The organism is Streptomyces flavofungini (assembly GCF_041028215.1).
Lineage (GTDB): Bacteria > Actinomycetota > Actinomycetes > Streptomycetales > Streptomycetaceae > Streptomyces > Streptomyces flavofungini_B.
Window position 1 is genome coordinate 1 of the sequence record NZ_JASKYR010000526.1, and the last position, 5,194, is coordinate 5,194.

A 5,194-nucleotide genomic window follows, 5' to 3' on the forward strand; every position below is an offset into this window, starting at 1 on the left:
GAGCACACGATGCACGCCATGCAGTACGAGATCACTCTCCCCGCCGACCACGACATGGACACCATCCGGCACCGCGTCGCGACGAAGGGACATCTGCTCGACGCCTTCCCCGGACTGGGCTTCAAGGCGTATCTGATGCGCGAGCGCGGCAGACACCGCTCGCCCGTCAACCAGTACGCGCCCTTCTATCTCTGGAACACCGCCCACGGCATGAACTCCTTCCTCCGCGGCCCCGGATTCCAGGGTCTCGTCGACGACTTCGGGCGGCCGGCGGTGCGGCACTGGACGGTTCTCGCGTACGAGGAGTCACCCGACGCGACAGCCGGCGGGGCCCTGCCGCGAGCGGCCGTACGCCGCCGCCGGACGCTCCCCGAGACGGCACCGCTGTCGGCCGCCGCTGATGAACTGGCCGATGAGGCGGGGCGGTTGACCCGCGAGGAGGGCGCGTCGGCCGCGCTCACCGCCGTCGACCCGCGGACCTGGGAGGCGGTGTCCTTCTCCCTCTGGGCGGACGAGGCGCCGGACGACGCCGGGGACGTCTTCGAGGTGCTGCACGTGTCGGCCCCGGAGCGGGAGAAGCTCACGAGGGGGCGGCAGTGGTGACTCCGTCCGCCCCGGCTCCCGCCCGGGCTGCCACGATCCGCACCGTCCTCGGCGACATCCCGCCGGAGGACCTCGGCGTCTGCGACGCCCACGACCACCTCTTCCTCCGCAGTCCGCAGCTGCCGGGGCAGGAGCTGGACTCGCCCGACGCGGCCGCGGGTGAACTGGCGGCGTTCCGCGCGGCGGGCGGGCAGAGCGTCATCCAGTGGACACCGCACGGCATGGGACGGCGGACCGAGCTGCTGCCCGGTCTCGCCCGGACGGCCGGAGTGCACGTGGTGGCCGCGACCGGCCTGCACCAGGCCGTCCACTACGCCCCGGGGACCCTGGACCGGCTCCGCGCGGACGGTCTCGCGGACCTCTTCGTGCGCGAACTCACCGAAGGCATCGGCGACTCGGGCGTACGGGCCGGGCTGATCAAGGTCGCGGGCGGCTTCCACGGTCTCGACGCCCATGCCCGCTGGACGCTGACGGCAGCGGCCGAGGCCCATCACGCGACGGGCGCCCCGATCGCCGTCCACCTGGAACTGGGCACGGCACCGCTCGACGTGCTCGACCTGCTCTGCGCCGACGCACAGGTGCCGCCGCACAAGGTGATCCTGGGTCACCTCAACCGCGCCCCCGACCTCACCGTCCACCGCCAGGCCGCCGAACTGGGCGTCTACATGGCGTTCGACGGCCCGTCCCGCGCCCACCACGCCACGGACTGGCGCATGCCGGAGGCGGTGCGCGCCCTGGCCGACGCGGGCTTCGGCGACCGGCTCCTCCTCGGCGGCGACACGACGACCTCGGGGGCGAGGTCGGTCAACGGCGGCCCCGGCATGCCGCATCTGCTGCGCGGGGTGCGGTCCCGGCTCGCACTCGCCGCGGGCGAGGAGACGGTACGGCGGATGCTCACGGACAACGCCGGTCGCGCCTTCGGGGTGGAGTGGGGGTGAGGCGGTCCCGGCCGCGCCTCAGCGGCACCCCGCCGCGAAGTCCGCGGTGAGGTGGCCGAGGAGCGCGGCCGGTGCGTCGTCCTGGAGGGTGTGGCCCGCCCCCTCGACCCAGTGCAGCTCCGCCCCCGGGATGCGCGCGTGCAGCAGCTCCGCGAACTCCGGTGGCAGCAGGCGGTCCTGGCGGCCCCAGACGATGCGCGTCGGCACGTCCACCTGGCCGAGCAGCGGCTCGACCTCGTCCGTCTCGGCCTGCCCGATGCTCCGGTACTGGCGGTAGAAGGCGGCCTGGCCCCGCGGCCCGCGCCAGGGGGCGAGGTAGGCGTCGAGCACTCCCGGGGCGTGCCCCACGTGCGTGGCGTGGCGCAGATGGCTGGCCACGAGGGCCTCGTGGGCATAGTCGGGGAGCCGCTCGAAGACCGCCGCGTTGTCCCTGATCAGCTTGAAGAAGCCGGTGCCCCACGCCCCGCCGCCGACCGCGTCGACCAGGGTGAGGTCGCGGTAGGCCGCACCTTCGAGCAGCAGGGCGCGCAGCGCCACGGCGCCTCCGATGTCGTGTGCGATGACACTGGGCCGCGCGAGGCGCCAGTGCGCGAGGAGCCGTACGAACAGCTTCGCCTGGGCGGTCAGGCTGACGTCCTGGTCCGCGCGCATCTCGGACTGCCCGTACCCGAGCAGGTCGAAGACGTGGACCCGGCGGGTGCGGGCCAGCGCGGGGGCGATGTCGCGCCAGATATAGGAGGAGAACGGCGATCCGTGCAGGAGCACGACGGGATCGCCGTGCCCGGACGACGCCCACCGCACGCGTCCGTCGGCCGTCTCGAACTCCTCCGGCAGGTTCCAGCGCACGTCCATGACTCCTTCGTACGGTGCTCTCACCCCCGGTCGTTACCGGTAGCTCGCGGTTATCGGTAACACCATCTCCCCCGGCCGCCCGGGTCCGCAACCCCCACCACGTATTGCACTGCACGTTCCAAAACCGGTACGGTTCCCGCATGGCCCGACCGAGGACATTCGACGAGGAACGGGCCCTGGACGCGGCGATGCGCGCGTTCTGGGTGAAGGGCTACGAAGCCACCTCGACCCAGGACCTCTGCGACGCCACCGGCCTGGGCCGCAGCAGCATCTACAACACCTTCAACAGCAAGCACGACCTGTTCCGGCGCGCCCTCGCGCGCTACATGGACGCCATGAACACCGGCCAGCTCGACATCCTGGAGGACGTGCAGCGACCGGCCACCGAGCGGCTGCGGGCACTGTTCACGCGGGTGATCGACGGAGAGTTCGAACAGCGCGAGAACGGGCACAGCATCGGCTGCCTCACCGTCAACACCACGGTCGAACTCGCCGCGCGCGACGCGGAGGCCGCCGCGATGCTGGAGCGGGACCTCGCGAAACGGCTCGCCGCACTGGGGGCCGCGATCCGGTCCGGACAGCGGGACGGCGACATCACCGCAGACCGGGACGCCGACACCCTCGCCCGGTACCTCAACGCCGTCATCGGCGGCATGCGCGTCTCGGCCCAGGGCGGCGCCGACCGGCCCGCACTCGAAGCCATCGCGGAGACCGCGCTCGACGCGCTCGCGGCGCGCTGACCCCGGGCGGCCGACGAGGGCCGCCTTCGCATGCCCAGATTTTGTACTGACCTATCTAAAACACCGCCTCACTCACCCCACTCCACACCGACAGGAGTACGACGCCATGCCCCGCGCCGTGTACGTACTGGCCCTCGGCATCTTCGCCATGGTGACCAGCGAATTCGTGGTCGCCGGACTCATGCCCCAGATGGCCCGGGGGCTCGACGCCACGATTCCCGAGATCGGCTACCTCATCACCGCCTTCGCCGCCGCGATGGCCCTCGGCGGCCCTTTCCTCACCGTCGCTGTCCTGAGAATGCGTCAGAAAAGCGCGCTGATGCTGCTGTTCGGCGTCTTCCTGGCGGGCAACGTGCTGGCCGCCCTCGCCCCCGACTACCGCACCATGCTGGTCGCCCGCGTACTCACCGGCATCGCCTCGCAGGCCTTCCTCGGCGTCTCCATCTCACTCGCCTCCCGCATCACCCGGCCCGAGGTGCGGGGCCGCGCCGTCGCCGTGGCACTCAACGGGCTGATGCTCGGCACGCTGCTCGGCCTGCCGCTCTCCACGGTCGTCGGCGAACACTTCGGCTGGCGCGCGGCGTTCTGGACCATCACGGCCCTGACCGTGCTCGCCGCCCTGGCCACACTCGCCGGAGTGCCCGGCACCGACGACGGCGCCGGAGCGAGCGGCGGCCTCCGTCAGGAGCTGGGCGCCTTCCGCAGCCCACGGCTCTGGCTCACCCTCACCACCAGCACCTTCGTCATCGGTGCGACCTTCTCCGCCTTCAGCTATCTGAACCCGGTCCTCACCGAGATCACCGGCTTCTCCACGGGCACGGTGCCGCTCCTGCTCATCGCGTACGGGGCGGCCACCGTCGTCGGCAACACGGTCGTGGGACGGTTCGCCGACCGCCGTACGATCCCGGTCCTGGTGACCGGCCTCGCGCTGAACCTGGTCTTCCTCACGGGGTTCGCGCTCTTCGCCCACCTTCCCGTCGCCGCGGTGGTGCTGATGACGGGGATCGGGCTGGTCGGGGTGACGATGAACCCGGCCCTGGTGACCCGCGTACAGCGCACCGGCAACGCGCGTCCGCTGGTCAACACCGTCCACTCGTCGTTCATCACCCTCGGCATCATCATCGCCACCTCCGCCGGGGGCCCCGCGATCGACGCCTTCGGCCTGCGGGCACCGCTGTGGATCGGCGCCGGTCTCGCCCTGCTCGGCCTCGGCACGCTGGTGCCTGACCTGCCGCGCCGCCGGGCCGGGGCCGGGAAGGCGCCCGGCACGACCGGGGTGGCCGGGGTGGCTCCGGGCGCGTCCGCGACGGCTCCCGGCACGGCTGGGCGCGAGACCGCGCCGGATCTGGCGGAAACCGTGTGAGGCGCTATCCCAGGGCGCCCAGGGGGTCGTCGAGCACCGGCTGCCAGGCCAGCTCGGCGGCCCCCACCAGGCTGTTGTGGTCCAGCGTGCACGCCAGGATCGGGACGCCGCCGCTGCGCCCCCAGAGCGACCGGTCCGCGACGACGGCACGCAGCCGCTCGGGGTCCGCCTCAAGGAGGGCGCGGTGCAGGCCGCCCAGGATGATGCGGTCCGGGTTGAGGATGTTGACCAGACCCGCGAGCCCGAGGCCGAGCCGGTCGATCAGTGCCTCGGCCGCGGCGCGCACGGCGGGGTCTGCGTACGCGTCGCGCAGCAGCTGCCGGGCCTGTACGAGCAGCCCCTCGGGACCGGGCTCCCGCCCCGCCTCCGTCAGGAAGGCCAGCGGGTCGGTCTCGACGTCGAGGCAGCCGCGGCTGCCGCAGTAGCAGGGCCGCCCCTCGGGGTTCACCGTGAGGTGGCCGACCTCCAGGGCGAGACCCGAACTCCCGGTGTGCAGACGGCCGTCGAGGACCAGGGCGCCGCCGACGCCACGGTGTCCGGTCGCCACGCAGAGCAGGTCCCGCGCGCCGCGCCCCGCGCCGTGGCGGTGCTCGGCGAGCGCGGCGAGGTTCACGTCGTTGGCGGCGAAGGCGGGGCCCGCGATCTTCGCGTCGCGCACGCAGTCGGTGAAGATCTGCCGGACCTGCGCGCCCGCGGGC

General features: G+C 72.8%; 6 protein-coding genes. 4 read left to right on the forward strand and 2 right to left on the reverse strand.

Annotated elements, in window-relative coordinates:
* Positions 1-9 precede the first annotated feature (9 nt).
* Positions 10-603 (forward strand): DUF4865 family protein, encoded by a 594-nt coding sequence (locus AB8Z36_RS28725; RefSeq protein WP_369216305.1) that lies wholly within the window; start codon positions 10-12, stop codon positions 601-603.
* Positions 597-1,541: a phosphotriesterase family protein gene (locus AB8Z36_RS28730; RefSeq protein ID WP_369216300.1), complete on the forward strand. Its 945-nt coding sequence runs from the start codon at positions 597-599 to the stop codon at positions 1,539-1,541. The genes AB8Z36_RS28725 and AB8Z36_RS28730 overlap by 7 nt, the downstream gene beginning before the upstream one ends.
* Positions 1,542-1,559: 18 nt before the next feature.
* Here AB8Z36_RS28730 and AB8Z36_RS28735 read toward each other — a convergent pair whose 3' ends face one another.
* Positions 1,560-2,393, reverse strand: a complete 834-nt coding sequence (locus AB8Z36_RS28735) for an alpha/beta fold hydrolase (protein ID WP_369216301.1) — start codon at positions 2,391-2,393, stop codon at positions 1,560-1,562.
* Between the two features lie 140 nt (positions 2,394-2,533).
* On the opposite strand from AB8Z36_RS28735, the gene AB8Z36_RS28740 reads away from it, so the two are divergent.
* Positions 2,534-3,133 carry a TetR/AcrR family transcriptional regulator gene (locus tag AB8Z36_RS28740; RefSeq protein WP_369216302.1) on the forward strand — a complete coding sequence of 200 codons (600 nt, stop codon included), beginning with the start codon at positions 2,534-2,536 and terminating at the stop codon, positions 3,131-3,133.
* Between the two features lie 106 nt (positions 3,134-3,239).
* Positions 3,240-4,496: an MFS transporter gene (locus tag AB8Z36_RS28745; protein WP_369216303.1), complete on the forward strand. Its 1,257-nt coding sequence runs from the start codon at positions 3,240-3,242 to the stop codon at positions 4,494-4,496.
* Positions 4,497-4,500: 4 nt separating this feature from the next.
* On the opposite strand, the gene AB8Z36_RS28750 is transcribed toward AB8Z36_RS28745, so the two are convergent.
* Positions 4,501-5,194, reverse strand: a 694-nt coding sequence (locus tag AB8Z36_RS28750) for an ROK family protein (protein ID WP_369216304.1), incomplete at its 5' end; no start/stop codon positions are given.

What these genes read in the sequence shown, in the direction of transcription:
- AB8Z36_RS28725 (WP_369216305.1), top strand. Translation starts at nt 10, where the DNA reads ATGCACGCCATGCAGTACGAGATCACTCTCCCCGCCGACCACGACATG.
- AB8Z36_RS28735 (WP_369216301.1), bottom strand. Translation starts at nt 2,393, where the DNA reads ATGGACGTGCGCTGGAACCTGCCGGAGGAGTTCGAGACGGCCGACGGA.
- AB8Z36_RS28740 (WP_369216302.1), top strand. Translation starts at nt 2,534, where the DNA reads ATGGCCCGACCGAGGACATTCGACGAGGAACGGGCCCTGGACGCGGCG.
- AB8Z36_RS28745 (WP_369216303.1), top strand. Translation starts at nt 3,240, where the DNA reads ATGCCCCGCGCCGTGTACGTACTGGCCCTCGGCATCTTCGCCATGGTG.